General features: G+C 41.1%; 25 protein-coding genes, 1 riboswitch and 1 other annotated feature. Of the genes, 20 read left to right on the top strand and 5 right to left on the bottom strand.

Annotated features, from left to right (window positions below):
- Positions 1 to 307 precede the first annotated feature (307 nt).
- Together AX762_RS05755 and AX762_RS05760 are read right to left on the bottom strand one after the other, a co-directional pair.
- Positions 308 to 532 (bottom strand): helix-turn-helix transcriptional regulator, encoded by a 225-nt coding sequence (locus AX762_RS05755; RefSeq protein WP_071848206.1) that lies wholly within the window; start codon positions 530 to 532, stop codon positions 308 to 310.
- A 15-nt stretch (positions 533 to 547) separates the two neighbouring features.
- Positions 548 to 1,081, bottom strand: a complete 534-nt coding sequence (locus tag AX762_RS05760) for a DUF2975 domain-containing protein (protein WP_071848207.1) — start codon at positions 1,079 to 1,081, stop codon at positions 548 to 550.
- A gap of 177 nt (positions 1,082 to 1,258) precedes the next feature.
- Between AX762_RS05760 and AX762_RS05765 the strand changes: the two genes are divergently transcribed.
- Positions 1,259 to 1,993 carry an ion transporter gene (locus AX762_RS05765; protein ID WP_071848208.1) on the top strand — a complete coding sequence of 245 codons (735 nt, stop codon included), beginning with the start codon at positions 1,259 to 1,261 and terminating at the stop codon, positions 1,991 to 1,993.
- 43 nt (positions 1,994 to 2,036) lie between these two features.
- Positions 2,037 to 2,762: a peptidoglycan editing factor PgeF gene (gene pgeF / locus AX762_RS05770; protein ID WP_071848209.1), complete on the top strand. Its 726-nt coding sequence runs from the start codon at positions 2,037 to 2,039 to the stop codon at positions 2,760 to 2,762.
- A 58-nt stretch (positions 2,763 to 2,820) separates the two neighbouring features.
- On the opposite strand, the gene AX762_RS05775 is transcribed toward pgeF, so the two are convergent.
- Entirely contained in the window at positions 2,821 to 3,381 is a 561-nt protein-coding gene (locus AX762_RS05775; RefSeq protein WP_071848210.1) for a TetR family transcriptional regulator, read from the bottom strand.
- A gap of 184 nt (positions 3,382 to 3,565) precedes the next feature.
- Between AX762_RS05775 and AX762_RS05780 the strand changes: the two genes are divergently transcribed.
- From AX762_RS05780 to AX762_RS05810, 8 genes are all read left to right on the top strand, one after another.
- Positions 3,566 to 4,129, top strand: coding sequence for an NADPH-dependent FMN reductase (locus AX762_RS05780; protein ID WP_071848211.1), 564 nt, complete (start codon positions 3,566 to 3,568; stop codon positions 4,127 to 4,129).
- A 573-nt stretch (positions 4,130 to 4,702) separates the two neighbouring features.
- The gene (locus AX762_RS05785; protein WP_071848212.1) at positions 4,703 to 4,972 is read left to right on the top strand and encodes a hypothetical protein; all 270 of its coding nucleotides are present in this window, start codon (positions 4,703 to 4,705) and stop codon (positions 4,970 to 4,972) included.
- A gap of 88 nt (positions 4,973 to 5,060) precedes the next feature.
- On the top strand, positions 5,061 to 5,213 hold the full coding sequence (locus tag AX762_RS12750; RefSeq protein WP_177244044.1) for a hypothetical protein: 153 nt from the start codon (positions 5,061 to 5,063) through the stop codon (positions 5,211 to 5,213).
- Entirely contained in the window at positions 5,170 to 5,427 is a 258-nt protein-coding gene (locus AX762_RS12755; RefSeq protein ID WP_371261633.1) for a thioesterase family protein, read from the top strand. Before AX762_RS12750 ends, AX762_RS12755 begins: the two co-directional genes overlap by 44 nt.
- 234 nt (positions 5,428 to 5,661) lie before the next feature.
- On the top strand, positions 5,662 to 6,867 hold the full coding sequence (locus tag AX762_RS05795; protein ID WP_071848214.1) for an acetate/propionate family kinase: 1,206 nt from the start codon (positions 5,662 to 5,664) through the stop codon (positions 6,865 to 6,867).
- Positions 6,868 to 6,991: 124 nt separating this feature from the next.
- Complete coding sequence (locus tag AX762_RS05800; RefSeq protein WP_071848215.1) at positions 6,992 to 7,438, top strand: hypothetical protein; 447 nt, start codon at positions 6,992 to 6,994, stop codon at positions 7,436 to 7,438.
- A 151-nt stretch (positions 7,439 to 7,589) separates the two neighbouring features.
- Positions 7,590 to 8,309 (top strand): CBS domain-containing protein, encoded by a 720-nt coding sequence (locus AX762_RS05805; RefSeq protein ID WP_071848216.1) that lies wholly within the window; start codon positions 7,590 to 7,592, stop codon positions 8,307 to 8,309.
- Positions 8,310 to 8,333: 24 nt separating this feature from the next.
- Positions 8,334 to 9,245: an alpha/beta hydrolase gene (locus tag AX762_RS05810; protein ID WP_071848217.1), complete on the top strand. Its 912-nt coding sequence runs from the start codon at positions 8,334 to 8,336 to the stop codon at positions 9,243 to 9,245.
- 46 nt (positions 9,246 to 9,291) lie between these two features.
- On the opposite strand, the gene AX762_RS05815 is transcribed toward AX762_RS05810, so the two are convergent.
- Positions 9,292 to 9,729, bottom strand: coding sequence for a MerR family transcriptional regulator (locus AX762_RS05815; RefSeq protein WP_071848218.1), 438 nt, complete (start codon positions 9,727 to 9,729; stop codon positions 9,292 to 9,294).
- Positions 9,729 to 10,574, bottom strand: coding sequence for a hypothetical protein (locus AX762_RS13130; protein WP_256244475.1), 846 nt, complete (start codon positions 10,572 to 10,574; stop codon positions 9,729 to 9,731). The genes AX762_RS05815 and AX762_RS13130 overlap by 1 nt, the downstream gene beginning before the upstream one ends.
- A 139-nt stretch (positions 10,575 to 10,713) precedes the next feature.
- On the opposite strand from AX762_RS13130, the gene AX762_RS05825 reads away from it, so the two are divergent.
- The 10 genes from AX762_RS05825 to AX762_RS05870 all read left to right on the top strand — a co-directional run bounded on the left by AX762_RS05825 (position 10,714) and on the right by AX762_RS05870 (position 20,963).
- Positions 10,714 to 11,718 (top strand): serine/threonine protein phosphatase, encoded by a 1,005-nt coding sequence (locus AX762_RS05825; RefSeq protein ID WP_071848219.1) that lies wholly within the window; start codon positions 10,714 to 10,716, stop codon positions 11,716 to 11,718.
- Complete coding sequence (locus AX762_RS05830) at positions 11,702 to 12,160, top strand: GNAT family N-acetyltransferase (protein ID WP_071848220.1); 459 nt, start codon at positions 11,702 to 11,704, stop codon at positions 12,158 to 12,160. Before AX762_RS05825 ends, AX762_RS05830 begins: the two co-directional genes overlap by 17 nt.
- 311 nt (positions 12,161 to 12,471) lie before the next feature.
- The gene (locus AX762_RS05835; protein ID WP_071848221.1) at positions 12,472 to 13,830 is read left to right on the top strand and encodes an APC family permease; all 1,359 of its coding nucleotides are present in this window, start codon (positions 12,472 to 12,474) and stop codon (positions 13,828 to 13,830) included.
- A complete protein-coding gene (locus AX762_RS05840; RefSeq protein WP_256244478.1) occupies positions 13,827 to 14,474 on the top strand; it encodes a copper homeostasis protein CutC in 648 nt (215 codons plus the stop codon). Before AX762_RS05835 ends, AX762_RS05840 begins: the two co-directional genes overlap by 4 nt.
- Positions 14,475 to 14,556: 82 nt before the next feature.
- Positions 14,557 to 14,825 (top strand) — a binding site (T-box leader).
- Positions 14,826 to 14,887: 62 nt separating this feature from the next.
- Positions 14,888 to 15,922 carry a methionine ABC transporter ATP-binding protein gene (locus tag AX762_RS05845; RefSeq protein WP_071848222.1) on the top strand — a complete coding sequence of 345 codons (1,035 nt, stop codon included), beginning with the start codon at positions 14,888 to 14,890 and terminating at the stop codon, positions 15,920 to 15,922.
- On the top strand, positions 15,912 to 16,616 hold the full coding sequence (locus tag AX762_RS05850; RefSeq protein WP_071848223.1) for a methionine ABC transporter permease: 705 nt from the start codon (positions 15,912 to 15,914) through the stop codon (positions 16,614 to 16,616). The genes AX762_RS05845 and AX762_RS05850 overlap by 11 nt, the downstream gene beginning before the upstream one ends.
- A gap of 49 nt (positions 16,617 to 16,665) precedes the next feature.
- Complete coding sequence (locus tag AX762_RS05855) at positions 16,666 to 17,487, top strand: MetQ/NlpA family ABC transporter substrate-binding protein (protein ID WP_071848224.1); 822 nt, start codon at positions 16,666 to 16,668, stop codon at positions 17,485 to 17,487.
- Between the two features lie 124 nt (positions 17,488 to 17,611).
- Positions 17,612 to 18,826 carry an acetyl-CoA C-acetyltransferase gene (locus tag AX762_RS05860; protein ID WP_071848225.1) on the top strand — a complete coding sequence of 405 codons (1,215 nt, stop codon included), beginning with the start codon at positions 17,612 to 17,614 and terminating at the stop codon, positions 18,824 to 18,826.
- 50 nt (positions 18,827 to 18,876) lie between these two features.
- Positions 18,877 to 18,990: riboswitch (FMN riboswitch) on the top strand.
- A 221-nt stretch (positions 18,991 to 19,211) separates the two neighbouring features.
- Positions 19,212 to 20,309 carry a bifunctional diaminohydroxyphosphoribosylaminopyrimidine deaminase/5-amino-6-(5-phosphoribosylamino)uracil reductase RibD gene (gene ribD / locus AX762_RS05865; protein ID WP_256244482.1) on the top strand — a complete coding sequence of 366 codons (1,098 nt, stop codon included), beginning with the start codon at positions 19,212 to 19,214 and terminating at the stop codon, positions 20,307 to 20,309.
- Positions 20,310 to 20,963, top strand: a complete 654-nt coding sequence (locus AX762_RS05870) for a riboflavin synthase (protein WP_071848227.1) — start codon at positions 20,310 to 20,312, stop codon at positions 20,961 to 20,963. It abuts the gene before it with no gap.
- Positions 20,964 to 20,973: the final 10 nt, after the last annotated feature.

Genomic DNA, 20,973 nt, shown 5'->3' on the forward strand with positions numbered 1-20,973 from the left:
AAGTGTAAAATTCTTTTATTCTGTGTTCTTAAATTCAAATAAAAGAATGAAAGATACTATCATAATTGAGATTAAATAGATATATCCCATGTCATTAATGGTTAAATTAAACTTAAAAAAAATCATTAAATAGCCCAATAAGATTGCTTTTTTCATACTTAATCCTTCTTTCTATGTATTAAATCATAATTAAAATATACCATAGTTAAATGTCTTTATGTATAAGTTAAAAATGAATTAGGGTTCATGAGCATCAAAATTACTGAAAAAAAAAAGGATGGGACAAGTGTAAACTGTCCTATCCTTTTCAGCTTTTAAGAGCTCTGTTCTGTTTTTCGTATTCCAGTATATCACCGGGTTGACAGTCTAGGGCTTCGCAAATTGCTTCTAAAGTAGAGAAACGAATGGCCACTGCCTTGCCGGTCTTTAATTTTGAAAGGTTGACGTTGGAGATGCCAACGTCGTCAGCTAAATCTTTGAGTGATATTTTTCGGTCCGCCATGACGCGGTCCAACCTTACTACGATAGGCATATGAATCGTCCTCCTTTAAACTGTATCATCGGATAACTCCTGTAAACTGATGCCGTATTTTAGAACACCACTTACTATATATAAAATGAGACCTATGAGGAACGAAGAAGTGAGTCCGAAACTAAAATAAAAACCCTCTTCAGCACGTATATTGACAATCAATGAATAGAGTAGCGGTAGTATAATATCAAAAGCAATCAGCAAGAGACTGATCCCTTTCACCGATTCAGCAAAGTCATAGGTAAATGGTGTCTTACCGTCAGCTAAACGGTCAAACAAGAAACTGCCTTTGAATAAGATATAACTGTATACTGCTAGAAACAGTGGAGCTACAATTAGTGAAGTGAATGCATGATCTGCATCCGTTACGCGTGAATCATTAAATGATATGATTGGATTTTCTGGCAAATTAACAGTGAAAGATGAACCCATATCTGTGAAAATAATTAATACTAATCCCAAAATAAGAATCGCGATACTAAAAGCACCTAGTATTATAAGTAACCCGGATAATAATCTACTCGCAGCACGAAATTGTTTGACGTTCATTTAACTCACTCCTTTGTTCTATTTAAGTAAAGTATATATCGATAATTAATACAAGTCAACAATTAATTATCGATAAACGTTAATTATTTCGTTTTAAGTATTAAATGTTTATGATGAAACTTCATATGCTATAATTTAAGTTAAGCATTTAAATACTGGAAGAAAGGAGCGACTGGGATGAGGAAAGAGCTGTACCGTATTTTAGATGTTGAAGATGATGTCAGTATACAAAGTAAAACATATAATGTTGTCAATATTTTGATGATTGTGATCAGCGTGATTCCTTTGCTATTTAAAGAACAGACAATAACCCTTCTGAGATTAGAAATCATTGCGGTTGTTTTTTTCTCATTGGATTATATCTTTCGTTTTTTAACAGCGGACTTTAAGTTTCCTGAAAAAAATTCGCTGACGGCTTTTGTCAGTTTTCCTTTTGCACCCTTTGCGATTATCGATCTGTTGTCGATCCTGCCATCACTCACATTTCTAAACCAATCGTTTCGGTTATTCAGATTATTGCGATTGTCGCGATCTTTGCGTGTGTTTAGAACGTTCAAGCTCTTTCGTTATTCCAAAAGCTTTGAACTATTGGTTCAGGCCATTAGAAAACAGAAAGATTCATTGATGCTGGTAGGCGGGCTGATCGTTATTTATATTTTCGTTGCAGCGCTCTTAGTCTTTAATGTTGAACCGCAAACTTTTCCAACTTTCCTAGAGGCTCTCAACTGGGCAACGAGTTCGTTAACAACGGTCACATACGGAGACGTTTACCCAACGTCAACTTTGGGACAGCTGATTTCAATGCTTTCGAATGTAGTGGGTGTGATCATTATAGCCTTACCGACAAGTATCATTACTGCCGGCTATATCGAAGAACTGGAAGATAAAAAGCTAGAAAAATTGAATCTATAAATAATAAAACTGAAGATAAACTTATATAATAAGGAGACTTAAATTGCATTCAAAATTACTTGAAAAAAACGGATTAATAAACAAAGTTGCCGGCTCTGACTACAACTTCAGATATCAAAAAACTGGGAACAAAATCGTTGATGATGTTGACCGTCTGTTAACCGAAATGAATATCAAGCCCACAGATATATATACCGGCCAGCAGATGCATACTGATCATGTTGTGGTGGTAGATAATGAGAACGGGGAAGACTTCATTTATGGCAAGACATTCAAAAAAACGGACGGGCTGATCACCAGTCAACCCAATGTCGCCTTAGTTATTAAATACGCCGATTGTACCCCGATTATATTGTTCGATCACTTAAAAAGCGTACAGGCTATCGTTCATTCCGGCTGGCGCGGCACCACGAAAAAAATCGCACTAAAAGCTATCGAGAAAATGGAGACAGGATTTGGCTGTAAAAGAGAAGACATGCTCGTTTACGTCGGACCGTCGATTGATCAGGAAAATTATGAAGTCGGTCCAGAAGTTTACGAAGCCTTTGAAGATTTTGAAAACAGAGACAGTTTTTTTAAACCGTTCGGCGAAAAATATAAAATGAGCATGACTGATGCAAATGTAGCGATTCTTATCGAAGCAGGTATTAAAGAAGAAAATATGGAAATTGATTGGACGTCCACCTATACTGATGAAAGATTGCATTCTGCCAGACGTGAGGGGCCAGATTATCAGCTGAATGGATTGTTGACGATGATTAAAAGCTGAGGATTCAATTTAATGAAGCAAAAAAACACTAAGACATATGTCTTAGTGTTTTTACTGATTATAGCGTTTTAATGCCGCACATAACAAACGGAAGCAAAGGGGCAATGTATTCCTCAGGACGCTCACTGTGGTCGGATTCTGCCCAGTCATGACTCATGCCTCTGACAGTTGCAGTCAACCATTTAGCGAATTTTTCCAATAACCTTGATTCGATAGAAGGGTTAGTCTGCGTCAGCTTTTTTGAAAAGATATTGACTAATTCTATTCTGATGATGGAATCGATCGTTTCGTTTTCTTCCTGATTGGCTGAATGGGCTTGAAGGGATGTTTCAAAACGAGTCAGTGATAAGAAGATTTCTTTGATCGTTTGTTCAAGCGTCAGTAATGATTTTTGTTTGTCACAGCCTAAATTCAAGGATAATTTTTCTTCAACGACTTTTTCGAGCAGGTCATATTTATCTAAAAAATGATTATAAAAAGTTGCACGGTTGATCATAGCTTTTTCCGTAATATCTTTGACTGAAATATCCGAAAATGATTTTGACTGAGACAGTATAATAAAAGCGTCAGTAATCAACTTGTGTGTGCGCAATACACGAGGATCCGTTTTTGTCTGCATCGGGCACTTCTTCCTCCTTCTAAAAAGCCTTAAACTAGTATACAATTTCCTGAAAGTGTCACTTAAGCAACACTTCCACTATACTGTTGGTTTAATTATTAGTCAAGCTAACTTATAATAAGTAAAGTAGTTGATTTACTAAGAGTTAGTTAATGAACGCATAGAATCTAGGAGGAATATCAATATGGTGAAAATAGGAGTTATTACTGGAAGCACACGTGACGCACGTGTCAACAAACAAGTCTCAGAATATATTTTGGAAAAAGCTAAGCATGTCGAAGGGGCAGAGTTCGAGCTCGTTGATATCAAAGAGTACGACTTGCCAATGTTCAACGAAGCAATGCCACCGGCTATGGCTAACATGAATTATGACAAAGATGAAACCACTCGCTGGTCTGAAAAAATCGATTCATTGGACGGCTTTGTTTTTGTTACACCGGAATACAACAATGCGATCACGCCTTCGCTGAAAAATGCCATTGATTACATCGGCCCTGAATGGGGAAACAAGGCAGCCGGTATCGTCGGATACGGTTCAACTTTAGGAGTGGCGGCAACCTTAAACCTGCGTGCGATTTTATCCAACATCAACGTGGCAACAGTCGCACCGGTCGGCGGATTCAGCTTGTTTACAGATTTTGAAGAGATGTCGACCTTCCGTCCATCAGAAATTCACAACCCAACGATCCAAGCAGTACTTGAAACAACCGTTGCCTGGAGCAAAGGCTTAAAATCGATTCGTGCTTAATTTAATATGATTTGAAGGTGAACAGGATCGTCCTGTTCACCTTTTATTGATGATTTTATTATTGAAGTTGATTTGAAAGAGTAATTAATCGAACTTGGGTGCCCTTGGCAGAAGTGAAAAAGAGACGAAGGTCACGCAACGAGTCACTTCGTCTCCTATACGATTAAAATTCCTGATAATGTGAGTAATCGTCAAGCGATTGCTTTCATTCCAGGATAGATGGACAAAAAGGAAAGAGCGCCGGCCCTTTCTTTTTTCCATTATCTTTCCAGCACATCAAAAGTTAAGGTTGATTTATCTGATCACGAGGAAGCATTAAGGATTTGTTTTTTAGATTGTTTTGTTAGCACCTATAATTTATATTGTTTGATTCATTCAATGTCCTCCTAAGATCACTTATATGACAGCTTAGTTTTCTACTTACTAGTATTACGCTAATTATTAAAGACATTACATTTTAAGACGACATGATAAAAAATTGACCTTGAATTTTCACATATAAACTTAGATAATAGACTGGTAGAGCTAAGATTGAATAGGCGTGAATTGAAATGCCTGAGTAAGGAGACCTGTATGAAGGACAAAACAAATAAATGGTTGGTCAGGGGCTTGATCATAAGTGCGGTAGTAATGATTGTGGGCTTCTTTCTGTGGACAAATCTCGTGCCTCTTCAAGATGTTGGAACTTATTCCCCTCAAGAGTTAAGAGACGTTCAAAAAGAATTAGCCATTAATTATCCGCTGGGTAGTTTTCTTATGAATCTAGGTTTTTTAGGCTTTTCTTCGACACTCTTGGCTTTGGTTTTAAGACAGATCATTGTATTCATAAAAAAGAGAGAATAGGTTATACTACTTTGTAAAGAGGGTTTCTTTCGTTATTATTAAATCAAGAAGAGATTCTTAATTAGATAAATTTGATGGAGGGATTTCAATGTTCAACGCATTCGAAAAAATATTCACAGTCAAAGAAGCAGAAACAGCTGAAGCAGTGGGATCGGGGGGGGGTGCCCGTATTATCGACACCACACATGATTGCCTACATGGAAAATACGGCCATGACTCTGCTGGCGTCCGAATTGAATGAAAATGACACGTCTGTTGGGATGGAGATCAACGTCAAGCACCTGGCACCAACGGCAGTAAACAAAGTGGTTTCAGTTGAAGCCAAACAAACGGATAAAAGCGGCAAAGTCTTTACCTATGAGATAGAAGCCTATGTGGATGAAGAATTGATCGGAAAAGCGACACATAAAAGAGCGATTGTGGATAGAGAAAAATTCATGAGTAAAATCAAATAAAAGATTTAGTATACAGCCGACAAAGCATAACGGATCAGCTTTGTCAGGCTGTATAATTTTTTTGATGACACAATCTATCAAAAGGTGACCTGGTTGTAAATAGGATTGACAAACAGGTCATTACATGACAAACTGGATTTAGTTAATGAAAACGTTAACAAAAAAATAGCGAAAACGAAATTCTAAAAGGTAAAGTTCCGAAAATAAAAATAAACGATATAAAAGGGGATAATAATGGTGAAGACGATGGCAATCAATGCTGGTAGTTCCAGTTTGAAGTGGAAATTATATGACATGCCTGAAGAGGTAGTAGTTGCTTCTGGAATTATTGAACGTATTGGAGAAAAAGATTCTATTTTCAGCATTAATTACAATGAAGACAAACAGTTGAAAAGCAGTGTTTCTATCACGGATCATGAAGAAGCAGTTCAAATGTTACTCAAGCAGTTGATAGAACTTTCAGTTCTGACTGGTTACGATGAAATTAGTGGCGTCGGACATAGAGTAGCGGCGGGTGGAGAGTATTTCAGTGATTCGGTCGTTGTTACAGCCGACGTGCTTCAGAAGATTGAATGGTTGTCTGAATTAGCTCCTTTACATAACCCGGCCAATGCTACGGGGATCAAAGCCTTTAAAAAAATATTACCTGATATAATGAGCGTTGCTGTATTTGATACTTCTTTCCATCAGACAATGGATAAAGTTCACTTTTTATATAGTATCCCTTATGAGTATTACCAGAAACATAATGCAAGAAAATATGGGTACCATGGGACTAGTCACAAATATGTGTCTCATAGAGCAGCTGAAATGCTCGATAGACCGATAGAAGATTTGAAAATCATCTCCTGCCATTTAGGTAACGGCGCTTCGATCTGTGCCATTAAAAAGGGTTTTTCTCTGGATACATCAATGGGCTTCACGCCTTTAGCCGGTTTGACGATGGGGACACGTTCAGGTGATGTCGATGTATCCTTGTTGCCTTTTATCATGGAAAAGGAAAACATAAAAACCATAGCAGAAATGATTGAAATATTGAATAGTGAGTCAGGATTGAAAGGTATATCTGGCATTTCCAATGATATGAGAGACCTTAAAGCCGTGCAAGCAACTGACGAAAAAGCCTCTCTAGCTCTGGAAATTTTTAAAGATCGAATAAAAAAATATATTGGTTCGTATGCTGCCACGTTGAATGGAGTTGATGCCATCGTTTTCACAGCAGGGATCGGCGAGAACGATATCACGTTGAGAAAAGAAATTAGTGAAGAATTATCCTTTCTCGGTATTGAATTAGATGACGAGAAAAACGATTGCCGAGGAGAAGAGAGAATAATCTCATCTGAAACATCAAAAGTAAAAGTATTGCTTATTCCTACTGACGAAGAAGCTATGATCGCACAGGATGTAGAACGGCTAAAAAAAACAAGTGTATATAGTTAAGATACGTTATGGAATTGAATATAATTACAAGGTTCTAACAAATGTTGTTTTCAATCCGATATCATTTGAAAACGTTTAGAAATACTTTACACTAGAGGTAATATAAATTAAAGGAGTGTAGTGAATGGAACAGACAGTGTATACCAATTATTGGCAAAATCGACTGACAGGCGTGAAAAAGAAACATGGTAGTTACGCAACTGAAGAAGAAGCGATAAATGGAATCAAAGCCTGGTGGGAACTGCACAACGAATACTACCCGCACGCTGAATACAAACGGACTAATTCAGGCGCTCTGGAAATTATTTATAACGATGATAATTATATTTACCGCATAGAGAAAAGGAAAACAGAAAATCCTTTACCCAAAGCAAAAGCAAAACCAAGAAATAAAAACGAAGTTACTTCAATCAGAGAAAAATACGGCTTTCATGATGAAGCTTTACTATATGAGGAACTAGCCGAACCTTACCGTGATCGCTTGATGCTGGCAATGAATGACAGTAAGAAATTACACCAGTATGTGTTTGATTTAGAAGGTCGGCCAATCAAAAAATTTAATGATAGATGAATAGTTACCGAAGAACTCCAAGCGATAGTCCTTGGGGTTCTTTTTGCATATAGGATGTCATTATTCCTGCTGAGCATGCTGAATGATATAATTAATATCATGATATAGATGAATTTGAACAAAATACGGTGATAGAAAAGGATGAAAACACATGGGAACTAATTATCAACGTTTTATGCACGCATTCAATGAGTTACACGATGTGATTGCAAAAAAAGTGAACAGAGATCCGGAGACTAACTTTGGAGAACTTATGGGCGTAGCCGCAAAAAATCGAGATAAGGTCATTGAAAAATATGTAGATGAAATTGATTTTTACCGTGAATTCAGGAATTTACTCACGCACAATACGATAAACGGAGATGAGGCGGTCGCGCAACCGAGTGATTCTCTTGTTGAGCAAATCGAAATGGTTACAGAAAAGATCAAGTACAGTAAACGTGTGAAAGATGTCTTTTTAAAACGTGTTCGTACCTTTGACGTCAATGATCCGCTTGAAAAAGTGCTGGAGGTCATTAATCATGTCCGTTATACACAATTCCCCGTATTTGATGGGGATAACCTGGTCGGTATTTTATCTTCCATAGGAGTAACGAAATATTTAGCGAAAGCGATGGACCAGGATATTCGCTCCATAAAAAATACAACGGTTAAACATATTTTAGAAGTTGAAGATGAACAGAATTTTTACGAAGTCATCTCTGCTGATAAATCCATCTTTGATATCGAAGAAATTTTTTCCGAGCGTATCAAGCAAGGGCGAACGACGTATATCTTACTCATTGCTAAAGGTGAAAAAATCAAGAGGAAAAGCGATTTGATCGGCATCATCACGCCCTGGGATATTCCGAGAGTCGTGGCAAACAAATAAAATCTGCTGGGGAGGTGAGAGTAAATGTCTATTGCGTCATTAGGTCTTAAAATAGGAGCTACCCTTCACAACACTTTACGAGACAAAGATTTAGAGGTGGATCCAGAGATTCAGGCTCATTATGATATAGAGTACGGAATATCAAAAAAATATAATAGTCTGGATGTCTACTATCCCAAAGGGACAAATGAACAATTACCTGTCATCGTCAATTTTCACGGTGGCGGCTATGCGTACGGCACAAAAAAGACGTACTTATATTACGGTATGTTTTTAGCCAAACAAGGTTTCGTGTTTGTAAACGCCAGTTACCAACTGGCACCTAAGAAAAAATACCCGACACAGCTGGAAGAACTGAACCAGGTGATGGAATGGGTAGTGGCCAACCATGAGACGTACCACATGGACGTATCCAATCTATTCATTGTCGGTGATTCTGCCGGAGCACAGTTGGCCCTTCAGTACAGTACGCTGTATTCCAATCCACACTATGCTGAATTGTTTGCCTTTGATCCGCCTGAGAATTTCACTCTTAAAGGAGTGGCTTTAAACTGCGGTATGTATAATATATACAACAAGCTGGCCTCATTAGATAAAGAGAATAATGGACATGCTGACATAGAGCTGGCTCTTTTGCTTAAAGCTTACTTAGGCAAAGACTGGCGACAATATGAAGAGCAGTTAGCGACACATGACTATATCACAGCAGCCTTTCCGCCCGTTTATTTGATGACAGCTGAATATGATTTCTTGAGAAAAGAAACATTACCGATGGTTGAGGTGTTAAAACAACAAGGTGTAAATGTCACATATAAAAAATACGGAGAGCCTGGTCAGAAGCAGTATGTCCACATATTCCATTGTAATCTGGGTCTTGACGAGGCGAAGGAAGCAAATAGAATGCAGTGTGATTATTTTAAATCCTTGATCAGATAATCAAAAGAGAGCTGAACCAGATTTTGGTTCAGCTCTCTTTTAACGATTAGTCTTCTTTTAGTTTTTCTTCCCATAGTGCATTGCGTTCTTCAAATGAGACCTCTTTATGCACCTGGTGCAGCAGCCACTGATAGCCGTACGGATCGACGAAAAGGGCATTAGACACGCCAAAGTCTGGAATCTCAGTGATGGGTTGAATAGCCGTACACCCAGCGTCCAAGGCTTGGCTGAATGTTTCTGCGATATTTGGAACAGTCACGTTAAGCCACATCGGGAGATAGCTGTTGTCACTCGGTGCTTTCAGACCTATTTCAGTATTTTCATCCAGCATGTGAATTTTCAGATCATAAAGTTTGAAGATGACCTCATTTTGTCCTCTGTCGAACTCAGTGACTTCTAAACGCTCTAGTTCAAAGATTTGTTCATAGAGTTCTAAGGCTGCAAGACTATCAGGAACGACCATATCCAGTTCAATGCCGACCATCACGATTCCTCCTTTAGGTGTTTTGTTCTGATGATCTTATCTTGCCATTTATGATTGATGCAAGCAACTAAAGCGGGAGGGAGCTGCTTGAAGTAGTGCGTTAATTCCTCATAGTTTTTGGCGTACCTGTTTCGTTTGCCCTCGTCCGTTTTCAGCTCATCCGCACTCTCCAGACAGCTGTCGTAGTGTCTGTTCACAAACGCTTTTACGAGAGCGTCTTTATCCTGCATAAAGACAGCGAGCGTTTTCTCCAAATCATCGCCCTCTGCGACGAGAAATGAATGGTTACGGGACAGCTCGACTGTTTGGGATAAGGCCTCTTCAGCTTGAGTCAAGTAAGTGAAAAGAGTCTCGGGATTAGTCGTTTCTTCCACATAACGCATCGCTTGATTGTAGTCTTTGATGCCCTGTTCAGCGCGCCCCTGGAGAGTCATCACTTCGCCGTAAGTAGCTTGTTCGACAACTAGTTGTTCTTCGATCGTTTTTGTATCAAGGGACTCTTTAGCGGTTAGTTTACGGAAGAAGCGTTCAATAGGAGAGGCAACCGCTACCTCTTTTTTAACCGTTCTGTGCTTGGTGTACACGATTTCATCCCAGTCAGCAGTTTGCCTGGCGGGGCTTTTTTTAGATGACGAAGAGGTGCCAATGCCCGTCAGCGGGTTCACCCCGACGGTCGTTTTGTTATAGACTTTGTTATAAAGGGCTTTTTTAGGATCTCGGATGTAGCCCATCCCTTTTTTTCCGTAGAAGGGATTGATTTGCTTTTTGACTTGGCGTTTCCATTTGCCAGCGGTACGTGCTTTAAGTGATTTTTTTAGACTGGGTTTGCGGATGCCGAACTTCATGTGATCACTCCTCGTATTGTAAGCTCATTTTACCATAGTTGATTTCTAAGAGATAAAAGGGTGAGTGCATTCCTTTTCGTTCACAGGGTTGAATAACGTATAATTAAGCTATGAATAACGCTTTGAAGGAGGGCTAAGTATGTTCACGGATCGACGCTTGACTGAAGCGTATGAAAAAGCAAAAAATGTTTATTTTGATGACGACTCACGTATTGTATTTATGAGCGATGCGCATAGGGGAGACGGTAGTGTCTCAGATGAATTTTTGAAAAGCCGCAATATTTTTGTGCACGCTTTAAATGAGTATTATGCAAATAATTATACGTTTATTGAAATTGGTGACGGAGAAGAGCTGCTTGAGTATTCAGAGTTTGAATACATAAAAAATGCTCATCCAGATGTTTATTCAATGATTAAAAATTTTTATGACGATGACCGCTACATTCGGATATTCGGCAACCATGACATTTATCTGAAGAATCCGAAATATGTTAAAAAACACTTGGACATCAACTATGATGAATTCACGGAAACATTCTTTGATTTCTTGAAAGGCATCGAACCGCTGGAAGCTATTATCTTGAAACATCGTTTAACAAGTCAGGAGTTGTTTGTCATTCACGGTCATCAGGGCGATGCGCCTAATGATCAATTCTGGTTTTTCACCATGCTTTCAATCAAATATTTCTGGCGGTTTTTCCACCGCTTTGGCATGAAAAATCCGGCAAGTCCGGTAAAAAATGTTTCCAGACGTCATAAAATCGAACGCAACTACAGTAAATGGATCATTGAACATCAGCGACCGCTGATTTGCGGTCACACGCACCGTTTTAAATTTCCTAAAGATAAAAAAATCCCTTATTTCAATACAGGGTGCGGGATTTATCCAGCCAGTATCACAGCGATCGAACTCACCGAAGGCATGATACGCTTGGTGCGTTGGAAAGAATATGTCAATGATAGGGGCTTCTTATACATCAAACGTGAAACGATGAGAGGTCCCGAACCGATTGAGGCTTTTGATACAAGAAAACCACAGCCGGTTGTGGAATATTTGTCTGAGCTTAAAAAACAGCGCGTGAAAAAAACGCGGGAAGAACGTGAGGCCTTTAGAGAAGAAGAGATGCGTGAAGACGTTGATTGAGCATGATACGATGAAATTTGAAAAAATGCAGGAAAAAAATATCCCTCAGGTTGCTGAGCTTTTAAGTAAAGCGTTTGCGGAAAAATTTACGGAAAAGACGGGCTTATCCAAAGAAACAGCCAAAACACTCATGAAGCTACTCTGGTTAGAAGAACATGAGATGTTTGGGATGCAACCTTACGTTTTGAAAGAAGCAGACGAGGTGGTGGGAACTTTTGGCGTCACGCTGAACCAACGGAAAAAAACTACTGTTTCTTTTGTTGCGAAAGTTCTGGCAGTCGTTCGTGCCTTAGAAATGAAGCAGTTGCTGCTTTTCGCGAAAGAAGCATTGAAAACTAGCCGTAACCCAGACAGAGATGAACTCTACATTGACTTTATTACCGTGAAGGAATCCAGACGAAATCAGCATATCGGTCACCGTCTGATGGAAGAAATCGAGTAGTTAAAAAAGGACCATACTGAAATAAATAAACTGAGTTTATACGTTTTAAAAGACAACGCGCGTGCTAGGTATTTGTACACGAAATACGGCTTTAAAGAAGATCGTAAATAGGAACGGTCTTCATACTATTTTATGGTGAAAAAATAAAGTGCATTTATAAATAACGGACTGAAGCATCCAGGATATTGGATGCTTTATTTATTTTTAGAACATTTGATAAGTCACACTACTTTTTAATCTGATTCTTTGCTATAGTGGAGTAATGACAAATAACATGTCAAACAAATAGAAAATTGAAGGAGGGAATCCAGATGGAAAAAAGAGAACATTATGGATTAAGTACAGCTATTTCGATGATCGTCGGAATAAGTATCGGTTCGGGAATATTTTTCAAATCCGATGATATATTACAGGCAACCGGTGGGAGTGTTTGGTTAGGCATCTTAGTCTTCCTGATTGGTGCATTCTGTGTTATTTTTGGCAGTATTACGATGTCTCAATTAGCCAGTCGATCCAAAAAAAGAGGAGGAGTCATCTCCTATTATGAAGAGTTTGTTTCACCCCGTTTTGCGAGTGCCTTTGGGTGGTTTCAACTGTTCGTGTATTTTCCAACTATTACGGCTGTGGTGAGTTGGGTTTCAGGCATTTATACCATTTCTTTATTAAATTTGACTCCTACGCTGGAACTACAAACACTACTGGGATTTGGTTATTTAAGCTTTTTCTTCTTAATGAATTATATGTCGTATAAACTTGGTGGTCGTTTTCAAAATATCACGACTGTTGTCAAAATGATTCCTTTGATTGGGGTCGCATTGATCGGTTTATTCTGGTCACAAGGGACACCGGCTTTACCCGAAGGTGTTGCAGTAGTAGAATCCAGCGCTGTTGGCTGGGGTTTCCTGGCTGCACTGGCACCGATCGCCTTTTCATTTGACGGGTGGATCGTGTCAACTTCCATCACGCAGGAAGTGAAGCAGCATCATAAAAACATGCCAATCGCCTTGACGGTTGGACCGCTTATAGTACTCGCTGTGTATCTGGCCTTTTTCTTAGGTATGATTGCCATTGTCGGAACAGAATATATTTTATCCGCAGGGGATCAGGCCATCAGTCAAATTGGCTACTCCATATTTGGCGCAAGCGGAGAGAAAATTCTCTTGACCTTTGTATTGATAGCCATCCTAGGCGTAGTTAACGGCATCTCACTTGGATACATTCGATTGCCGCAAACATTGGCATCTAAAAGTATGATACCGTTTAGTGAGAAGATTGCCCAAATAAGTGATAAAGAAGGACTGTCACCTTATGCTGCGCTATCTGCCTATTTGATCACCGTCTTTTGGCTCGTCGTGCATTTCTTGACCATGAGATTTGATGTATTAGCGGGCGGAGACATCAGTGAAATTGCAATCGTCTTTAGTTACGTGGCATACATTTTACTTTACGTTAAAGTCATGGGACTGAAAAAAACTGGCGTCATCAAGAGCACCTTTTTAGGGACTGTTGCACCCGTTCTAGGTGTCATCGGTTCACTTGTCATTTTACTTGGGGGAGTCATCTCCAATCCGGTCTACAGTCCAGTGTTCTTGCTCTTCTCAGGAGCTGTCTGTGTACTAGGCTATCTGTATGGTGTTAGAGGCAAGAGCAGCGAAGATTTGTCGCTGTGATCAAGAAAGAGTTCTGCGCAGAAAACTTTACAAATGTACCCGAAGCGATTGAATTGGGGATCGACCGTATTGAACTGTGCGACAAGCTGGATGTGGGTGGAACAACACCAACAGACGCTGTTCAGTTAGAAACCATACGGTACGCGCATCCACGTGGCGTAGACGTCGTTTCCATGATCAGACCGCGTGGTGGATCGTTCGTTTATAGCGAGGCTGAAAAAAGTCAAATGCTTGAACAAGCTACGCAGGCAATAAAGAATGGTTCAGATGGCATTGTTTTCGGTTGTTTAACTGAGCAGGGAGCTATCGATAAAACGTTTGTGGAAACACTGATCCGCATTGCCGGATCCAGACAAAGCGTTTTCCATATGGCTTTTGATGCTATCCCAAAAGAAAAACAACCCGAAGCATTAGACTGGTTGATCGAGGCCGGGTGTACCCGACTACTAACCAGAGGCGGGACAACCGGATCTGCCTTACAGCACAAAGAAGTCATTAACGCCTTGATCGAACGAGCCGGGTCACAGATGGAAATTCTGCCCGGTGGCGGCATTACTTTTGAGAACCTCAATGAGGTTGAAGTGGAGATTCGTGCGACTCAATTTCATGGCACTCAAATCGTGCCATTGACGCACATTAAATAAGTTTAATAAAAGTGTTGACAGATGATCGAGTAATCTGTTAAGATTCTAATCATTAAAGGAAAACAAAAAAATAATGAGAAATAAATGAGCGTTGAAAAGATAAGTACAGATCAGAGTATCATCTCAGAGAGCTTCCGTTGGGTGAAAGGGAGCATGATAATCGATTTGGAAAATGGTCTTTGAGCAGAAGTAGTGAGTGATGTCATGAGCTATTTCCGGTTGCACCCGGTACAGTGCCACAGTATGCAGGAGCCGTTTTGGACTTCTAAGTACTGGTAGAGGTTGTTTTAGTGATAAAGCAACAAACAAAGGTGGAACCGCGCTAACTTAACTAAATTAGTCGCCCTTTTTGAGTCAGAGGACTCGAAAAGGGCGTTTTTTATTGTCTGAAACAATTGGAAGGAGTGAGACGATTGATTACATTAAAGGGAATTAATAAAACATATGAAAGTAAAGCCGGTCGTTTTGAAGCGGTTAAAGAAGTGAATCTAACCATAAATAAAGGCGAAATTTTTGGTTTTGTAGGTTACTCAGGCGCAGGTAAGAGTACGCTTCTTCGCTTGATAAACGGCCTGGAATTACCATCAGCAGGAACGGTGCAATTGGAGGACAAACTATTATCCGAACTAAATAAAAAAGCGATTCGGCAAGAACGTCATTCGATCGGTATGATTTTTCAGCACTTCAATCTTCTCTGGAGTCGAACGGTACTAGAAAATGTGATGTTTCCACTGGAAATTGCCAAAGTAGAGAAAGCAAAACGCATCAAAAAAGCGGAAGACTTGATTCAACTGGTTGGGTTGTCAGGCAAGGAAAATGCGTATCCGGCGCAGCTGAGCGGAGGAGAAAAACAGCGTGTCGGTATTGCCAGAGCACTAGCGAATGATCCAAAAGTGCTGCTCAGTGATGAAGCTACGAGTGCCTTGGACCCGCAGACGACCGATGAAGTGTTGGAGCTGCTTGAAAAAATCAATCGGGAACTGAACGTCACGATCGTTTTGATCACACATGAGATGGAAGTGGTTCGAAAAATTTGTAACCGCGTCGCCGTAATGGACTCAGGCATCATTGTTGAAGAAGGCCCAGTTTTAGATGTCTTCAAGCATCCAAAAAATCCGGTGACCCAGCGTTTCGTCAAACAGGACCGTGAGATAGATAAGAAAGAAACACAAACAGCACTAAAAGAATTACAAAGACTCTACCCGGAAGGCAATATCGTTCAGCTCTTGTTTGAAGGCGGGAACGTGAACGTGCCATTCATTACGCAGGTCAGTCGCGAGACCGGGGTCGATGTTAATATCATCCAAGGCAGTATTCAGTCCACGCACGAAATACCGATGGGGACGTTAGTGGTGCAGCTGCTTGGAACAAAGGACGAACGTCAGGCCGCGTTAACTTTACTGGCTACGTATCCAATCGAAGTGGAGGTGCTCGGACATGCTGACTAATTCAATTCAAACGGGAAATATCTTTCTAGACTATTTAGATTTTGAATCGATCGCCTGGGACCGGGTCTGGGTTGCAACGAGAGAAACGCTTTACATGGCCAGTATTTCGGTTATCGCTGTTTTTTTCTTAGGGATCTTGCTCGGGTTACTGTTATATGAGACCCGAAACAGTTCGTCAATATTCGCCGTCATTTTATATAAAGTTGTCGCCTTTTTAGTCAATGTATTTCGCTCGATTCCTTTTATCATTTTGATTGTCTTGCTGATACCTTTTACAAAAGCGATAGTGGGAAGTATGACAGGACCGACTGCGGGCTTACCTGCGCTCATCTTGTCGGCCGCACCGTTTTATGGACGACTGGTTGAAACTGGTTTGAGAGAAGTGGATAAAGGGGTCATCGAAGCCGCTGAAGCGATGGGCTCAACCAAATGGGAAATCATCAAAAAAGTTTACATCCCGGAAAGTCTGCCTAGTATCGTTGCAGGCATTACAGTCACAGCCATTTCACTTGTAGGCTATACAGCCATGGCGGGTGTGATCGGTGCAGGCGGCTTAGGAAATCTGGCTTATTTAGAAGGGTTCCAACGCAGTCGCCCGAACGTCACGCTTGTTGCGACAGTGATCATCTTACTCATTGTGTTCATTATTCAATTTATCGGAGACACATGGGTCACAAAAATTGATAAACGGTAATAAATGATTTTATAAAAATTAAAAAATAAGAATTAAGGGGAGAAAGAGGATGAATAAAATTAAAGGGTTAGTTATTTTAAGTAGTGCCTTACTATTAGCAGCATGTGGTAACGGAGAAGAAGAAAGTGTTGAAGAGTCACAGACATTGACGGTTGGTGCAACCAATGTCCCGCATGCCGAAATTTTAGAATTTGCAAAACCACTGTTGGCAGAAGAAGGGATCGAATTAACGATCGAGACCTACAATGATTATGTCATTCCAAACCTAGCTCTTTCTGATGGCGACTTGGATGCCAACTACTTCCAGCATGTGCCTTATTTTGAAGGACAAGTGGCAGAAAATGATTATGATTTCGTCAACGCCGGTGGTATTCATTTGGAACCACTAGGGGCTTATTCTAACCGCTATGATGACTTAAGCGACTTGCCTGAAGGGGCAACGGTTCTGACCAGTAACAGTGTCGCCGATCACGGCCGTGTCTTGAGTGTCCTGGTGGATGCCGGACTGATCGAAGTCGATGATTCGATTGAACTGGTGGATGCTAGCTTTGATGATATTACTGCAAACGACCTGGATCTGCAATTTGAATATGAATACGATGCGGCTCTACTGCCAACACTTTATGCAGAAGATGAAGGAGACTTGTTCTTCATCAACTCCAACTTCGCAGTGGACCAGGGTATCAGCCCGGTTGATGACGCTATTGCCTTGGAAAACACTTCATCACCTTATGCCAATATCATTGCCGTTCGTTCAGAAGACGAAAATGATGAACGCATTGCCAAACTCGTCGAAGTGTTACGTTCAGAAGAAACGCAGGACTTCATCTTGGAAACATGGGATGGCGCTGTCCTTCCAGTGGATGAGTAATAAATAGAACGGTAAAGATTAAATTTCCCCAAAGATTCGATGCTTATCTTTACTTCCTTCCTGGCTTCTTTAAAATAGGAGATAAGGAAAAAAGTAAGAGCTAAACGAAGGGAAGAGTAATTAGATGAGTAAAGTATATATCGCAGGTGCAAAACGCACGCCGATCGGTTCATTTCTAGGCGCTTTGAAAGACGTTTCTGCTTCAGACTTAGGTAGCTACGCTATCAAAGGTGTGCTTGAACAAAGCGGCATCAGACACGAAGACATTGACGAAGTGGTGCTGGGGAACGTTTTGCCCGCAGGACAAGGGCAGGGCGTTGCCCGTCAGGCGTCGATCAAGGCAGGTATTCCTGTCGAAGTCCCCGCTTATTCGTTGAACATGGTCTGCGGCAGTGGTCTGAAAACCGTGATCAACGCGTATATGGGTGTTAAATCGGGAGAGTACCAGGCAATCATTGCCGGCGGAACAGAATCGATGAGTCAGGCGCCTTATCTTATTCCCGGCAGCACGCGTTCGGGACACAAGATGGCTGGGTACAAAGTGGGTGACCACATGCTGGATGATGCCTTGACCGATGCGTTTGAAGGGTATCATATGGGGGTAACGGCTGAAAATATTGTCGAACGCTACGGTATCACGCGTGAAGAGCAGGACAACTTTGCAATCACGTCTCAAAAACGCGCGATCGAAGCGATAGATAACGGCTCATTCAAGGACGAAATCGTCCCGGTCGAAACCAGCGTAAGTCGCGAAACAGTCGTAGTTGACACGGATGAATTCCCTAACCGTAAAACAACGATAGACAAGCTGAACAGCCTGCGTCCGGCTTTCAAAAAAGACGGTTCCGTGACGGCTGGAAATGCATCCGGCATCAACGATGGCGCCAGTGCCAGCTTAGTTGTCGGTGAAGAATACATGGAAGCGAACGGTTTGAAACCACTGGTTGAAATTGTAGCTATTGGCCAGGGTGGTGTCGATCCCTCTGTTATGGGACTCGGTCCGACACCGGCGATCAAGCAGGCGATGAAAAAAGCCGGCATCGACTTCAAAGATATCGATATTTTCGAGTTGAACGAAGCGTTCGCTTCACAAAGCTTGGGCGTCTTGAAAGAAATTACCGATGCCTTTGACGTCAGCAAAGACTACATGCTCGAACGTACGAATCTAAACGGGGGAGCGATTGCCTTAGGCCATCCCGTTGGTGCCAGTGGGAACCGTATTCTAGTGACACTGATTCATGCTTTGAAACAGCGCGGATTGAAATATGGTCTGGCTTCGCTCTGTATTGGTGGCGGAATGGGTGTCGCAGTACTCGTTAAAAATACGGATTCAGAATAAAAATGTTGACAAGTGGTCAGCCCCGATATATTATTGAGTTGAGAAAACTAAATAGTCTTCAGGGCAGGGTGTAAGTCCCTACCGGTGGTAAAGCCCACGAGCCGCAAAGCAGATTCGGTTAAATTCCGAAGCCGACAGTATAGTCTGGATGAAAGAAGACAGTATAAATGACACAACTATGAGTCTAAATGATCCAAGCGGATTTTTTTAGTCAAACTGACGTTGTATTTTGAATGCCCTGGAATTTATATTCCAGGGCATTTTTATATAGCAGCACTCCTCTACTGATAAATAGGGAGTGTCTCATAAGTGTGGCAGGAAATATATTTGTGTTGCCCTGAATCTGAAAAGATTGAGGGCTTTTTTTATGCCGTGAAAGGATTTTATGATGGATATCAACTATATGGAACGTGCTTTAGAATTAGCTGGAAAAGGCAGAGGGTTTACGTCACCCAATCCCATGGTCGGAGCCGTCATCGTCAAAGATGGCAGGATCATTGGGGAAGGTTACCATGAAAAAGTGGGCGAGGCACATGCTGAAGTCAATGCGATCCAGTCGGCCACAGAATCTGTCGAAGGAGCCACCATTTATGTCACGCTTGAACCGTGTTCGCACTATGGCAAGACGCCGCCTTGCTCAAATTTGATCATTGAAAAGAAACTTAAAAAAGTAGTGGTTGCGGCGACGGATCCCAATCCGCTCGTATCCGGTAGAGGACTCGCGCGTCTGAGAAAAGCAGGTGTCGAAGTCATCGAAGGAGTACTGGAAGAAAAGAGCAATCAATTAAATGAAATATTCAATCAATACATCACAACGAGAATGCCCTTTGTCTTGATGAAATATGCCATGTCTTTAGATGGAAAGATCGCCACGGCAACAGGAGAGTCCAAATGGATCTCTTCCGAACAGTCGAGAGAACACGCGCATCAGTTAAGGGGCTATCTCTCGGGAATTATGGTGGGGATAGGAACCGTATTGAAAGACGATCCGTTACTCACTTGCCGCGTACCCGGTTACTCTGATCCGATCCGAATCGTACTGGACAGTCAGCTGCGCATCCCACTTGAATCCAAGATTTTAATGAATCAGGATGAGGCACCAACGCTTGTTATTACGACCGAAAAAGCGTCGACGAGTAAACGAAAGCAACTGAAAGATTTGGGCGTCGAGATTCTCATCGTTCCTTTACGCAAAGGGAAAGTGGACTTGAAAAAGGCTCTGGCCCTACTCGGGGAAAAAGAAATCGACAGCATCCTGCTTGAAGGCGGAGGCACACTGAATGCGGCTGCTTTGGAAGCGGGGATCGTAAACAAAGTAAACATTTATATCGCCCCAAAAATAATAGGGGGCACACATGCCATCGCTCCGATCATGGGTCAAGGTGTGGAAACAATGAAAGAGGCATTTGCTATTACATCAATGCAAGTCACACAATTAAATGAAGATATATTTATAGAAGGCTATATACAGGAGGGAAACTAAATGTTTACAGGTATTGTAGAAGAAATTGGAGAACTGAAAAACATAAATCAAGGTGCCCGATCAAGCACATTGACGATCAAAGCCAACAAGGTGCTGGAAGACACTAAAATCGGAGACAGCATCATGACGAATGGTATCTGTCTGACCGTCACCAGCATGACGGCTCATGCATTTACCGTTGACGTGATGTCGGAAACACTGAACCGGACGTCTTTAGGCAGCATGTCCAGCGGCAGCAAAATCAATCTTGAACGTGCACTGAATTTACAAACCCGCTTAGGCGGACATATGGTCAGTGGCCACATAGATGGCACAGGCGTCATCTCTGAATATAGAAAAGATGATAATGCGGTTTGGGTCACCATTCAGGCGAGTCCGGATGTGCTGCGCTATGTTATCGAAAAAGGTTCGATCGCCATTGACGGCATCAGTTTGACCGTAGCGGCAGTATCCGATACGGACTTCAAAGTTTCAATCATCCCGCATACCGCTGAAGAGACGACACTACTTAAGCATAAAACCGGGGATAAAGTCAATCTAGAAGTTGATTTAATAGGGAAATATGTCGAGAAATTATTAGGTTTATCTTCTGAAAAAGATGTCAAAAAAAATACATTAACCGAAGCACTTTTAAAAAACAACGGCTTTTCATAATAAAGACAGG

Source organism: Alkalibacterium sp. 20 (assembly GCF_001885615.1).
Taxonomy (GTDB): domain Bacteria; phylum Bacillota; class Bacilli; order Lactobacillales; family Carnobacteriaceae_A; genus Alkalibacterium.

Bases quoted from the DNA above. Each gene is read 5' to 3' on its own strand.
- AX762_RS05780 (WP_071848211.1), top strand. From the start codon at position 3,566: ATGGTGAAAATAGGAGTTATTACTGGAAGCACACGTGACGCACGTGTC.
- AX762_RS05870 (WP_071848227.1), top strand. From the start codon at position 20,310: ATGTTTACAGGTATTGTAGAAGAAATTGGAGAACTGAAAAACATAAAT.
- AX762_RS05825 (WP_071848219.1), top strand. From the start codon at position 10,714: ATGTTCACGGATCGACGCTTGACTGAAGCGTATGAAAAAGCAAAAAAT.
- AX762_RS05775 (WP_071848210.1), bottom strand. From the start codon at position 3,381: ATGCAGACAAAAACGGATCCTCGTGTATTGCGCACACACAAGTTGATT.
- AX762_RS05855 (WP_071848224.1), top strand. From the start codon at position 16,666: ATGAATAAAATTAAAGGGTTAGTTATTTTAAGTAGTGCCTTACTATTA.
- AX762_RS05850 (WP_071848223.1), top strand. From the start codon at position 15,912: ATGCTGACTAATTCAATTCAAACGGGAAATATCTTTCTAGACTATTTA.
- AX762_RS05765 (WP_071848208.1), top strand. From the start codon at position 1,259: ATGAGGAAAGAGCTGTACCGTATTTTAGATGTTGAAGATGATGTCAGT.
- AX762_RS05795 (WP_071848214.1), top strand. From the start codon at position 5,662: ATGGTGAAGACGATGGCAATCAATGCTGGTAGTTCCAGTTTGAAGTGG.
- AX762_RS05755 (WP_071848206.1), bottom strand. From the start codon at position 532: ATGCCTATCGTAGTAAGGTTGGACCGCGTCATGGCGGACCGAAAAATA.
- AX762_RS05800 (WP_071848215.1), top strand. From the start codon at position 6,992: ATGGAACAGACAGTGTATACCAATTATTGGCAAAATCGACTGACAGGC.
- AX762_RS05810 (WP_071848217.1), top strand. From the start codon at position 8,334: ATGTCTATTGCGTCATTAGGTCTTAAAATAGGAGCTACCCTTCACAAC.
- AX762_RS05815 (WP_071848218.1), bottom strand. From the start codon at position 9,729: ATGGTCGGCATTGAACTGGATATGGTCGTTCCTGATAGTCTTGCAGCC.
- AX762_RS05785 (WP_071848212.1), top strand. From the start codon at position 4,703: ATGAAGGACAAAACAAATAAATGGTTGGTCAGGGGCTTGATCATAAGT.
- AX762_RS05835 (WP_071848221.1), top strand. From the start codon at position 12,472: ATGGAAAAAAGAGAACATTATGGATTAAGTACAGCTATTTCGATGATC.
- ribD (WP_256244482.1), top strand. From the start codon at position 19,212: ATGATGGATATCAACTATATGGAACGTGCTTTAGAATTAGCTGGAAAA.
- AX762_RS12750 (WP_177244044.1), top strand. From the start codon at position 5,061: ATGTTCAACGCATTCGAAAAAATATTCACAGTCAAAGAAGCAGAAACA.
- AX762_RS05805 (WP_071848216.1), top strand. From the start codon at position 7,590: ATGGGAACTAATTATCAACGTTTTATGCACGCATTCAATGAGTTACAC.
- AX762_RS05860 (WP_071848225.1), top strand. From the start codon at position 17,612: ATGAGTAAAGTATATATCGCAGGTGCAAAACGCACGCCGATCGGTTCA.
- AX762_RS13130 (WP_256244475.1), bottom strand. From the start codon at position 10,574: ATGAAGTTCGGCATCCGCAAACCCAGTCTAAAAAAATCACTTAAAGCA.
- AX762_RS12755 (WP_371261633.1), top strand. From the start codon at position 5,170: ATGGAAAATACGGCCATGACTCTGCTGGCGTCCGAATTGAATGAAAAT.
- AX762_RS05760 (WP_071848207.1), bottom strand. From the start codon at position 1,081: ATGAACGTCAAACAATTTCGTGCTGCGAGTAGATTATTATCCGGGTTA.